The sequence below is a fragment of the Aphanothece microscopica RSMan92 genome (genome assembly GCF_046613545.2).
GTDB lineage: Bacteria > Cyanobacteriota > Cyanobacteriia > PCC-6307 > Cyanobiaceae > NIES-981.
The window spans coordinates 1-2,081 of record NZ_JBKKKY020000140.1; the positions used below are offsets into that span (position 1 = coordinate 1).

Sequence of the window (2,081 nt, forward strand, 5' to 3'; positions counted from 1 at the left end):
GCCGCCAGCGACGCCACCACCCCTACCGGCGCGGAGGCATAGCTCGCGAGGTCGATGCCCTCGCCGCCATCATGCCGGTCGGCGCCGAGCCCGCCGCTCAGCGTGTCATTGCCCGCGCCGCCGAGCATCGTGTCATTGCCCCAGCCACCGGACAGGCTGTCATGGCCCGCCAGCCCGTCCATCAGGTCATTGCCCTGCGTGCCGGCCAGCCGGTCATTCCCCGCCGTGCCCAGGATGCGCGTTGGCGCTGCCGGCACCAGCCCGGCATCCAGCGCCGCGGTGGAGGCGCCGGACAGCAGCGTGACCTGCTGCGTGATGCCGGTGGCCGTCGCCGCATCGCTGTCGCGCCGGTCATCCGTGCCGGCGTCGCGCTGGGTGAACAGCGTGCCGTCGGGGGCGACGAACTGCACGGCGTAGGTGCCGGGCAGCAGGTCCGCGAAGCGATAGGTGCCGGTGGAGCCCGTGGCCGTGGTGGCGATGACTTGGCCCGCGGCGTCGAGCAGCCTGACGGTCACGCCCGCCGCGCCCTGCTCGCCGCTGTCCTGCACGCCATTGCCATTGGCGTCCATCCAGACCCGGTCGCCGATGCTGACCGTGCGGTACAGCCCCGCATCGACGTCGTTGCGGGAGTCGCCGCTGAAGACGACCACCGGCGCGATAAGCCCGGAGGCATCCGCATCGCTGTCCCTGGCCCCGTTCGTGCCCATGCCGGCGGCGGAGACGCTGTAGCCCGCGGGGGTTTCCACCTTCACGCCATAGGTGCCGGGATCCAGCGCGTAGAACTTGTAGTAGCCCCAGGCATCCGTGACATCGGTGGCGATCACCGTGCCGGCGGCGTCGAGCAGCTTCACCGTGACATCGGCGACGCCCTTCTCCCCGCTGTCCTGCACGCCATTGCCGTTGCGGTCCTCCCACACCCGGTCACCCAGGATGGCCGGCCGGTACACCCCGGCATCCACATCGCGCACCGTCGTGCCCGACGGCACGGTGATGGTGGTGGAGATGCCGGTGCTGCGGTTCGGATCGCTGTCGACGGCATCGTCGCCGCCCTGGTCGCGCCGGGTCAGCTTGAAGCCGGCCGGCACCTCGAACTTCACGCGATAGTCGCCGGGTTCCAGCCCATCGAACAGATAGGTGCCATCGGCGGCCGTGGTCGTCGTCAACCCGGTCGGCGACCCATCGGCCTTCAGCAGCACGACTGTGACGCCGGGCTGGGAGGCTTCGCCGGCTTCCTCGACCCCATCGCCATCGCGATCGAGCCAGACGCGCCCGGTCAGCGCGCCGGTCTCGTAGAAGCCGGCATCGGCGGTGGCGATGTGCTGGCCGACGGCGAGCGTGTAGGTGCCGGTGATCCCGCCATTGGCATCGCTGTCGAGAGTGTCGTCGCCACCCCGGTCGGCGGGGCTGGCGACGAAGCCATCGGGGGTGACGAACTGCACCTTGTAGGAACCGGGCGCGAGGCCGGCGAAGCCGTAGTTGCCGGCGCCATCGGTGGTGGTGGTGGCGACCACGCCGCCCGCATTGTCGATCAGCTTGACGGTGACGCCGGCGATGCCGGCCTCGCCGGCATCCTGGACGCCATCGGCATCGGCATCGAGGAAGACGCGGTCGCCGATGGAGGCGGTGAGGGGCACGAAGCCGGCATCGGCGGTGGTGTTGTTCTGGCCGCTGGAGAGCGTGTAGGTGCCGGTGATGCCACCGCTCGCATCGCTGTCGAGGGTGTCGTCGCCGCCCTGGTTGGCGGGGCTGGCCTGGTAGCCGGCGGGGGTGACGAACTGCACCTTGTAGGCGCCGGGCGTCAGGCCGGTGAAGCTGTACTGGCCATTGCCGTTGGTGGTGGTGGTGGCGACCACGCTGCCCGTATTGTCGACCAGCTTGATGGTGACGCCCGCCAGCCCTGCCTCGCCGGCATCCTGGACGCCATCGGCATCGGCATCGACGAAGGCGCGGTCACCGATGGAGGCCGTCTGGTAGAAGCCGGCATCGGCGGTGGCGATGTGCTGGCCGACGGCGAGCGTGTAGGTGCCGGTGATCCCGCCATTGGCATCGCTGTCGAGAGTGTCGTCGCCACCCCGGTCGGC

1 protein-coding gene is annotated in these 2,081 nt (G+C 70.4%); it reads right to left on the reverse strand.

Going from position 1 to position 2,081, the window contains the following annotated elements; translation table 11 throughout:
* Window positions 1–2,081: SdrD B-like domain-containing protein (locus ACLD7X_RS16415; protein ID WP_411424758.1), on the reverse strand; the 2,081-nt coding region annotated here is incomplete at both ends.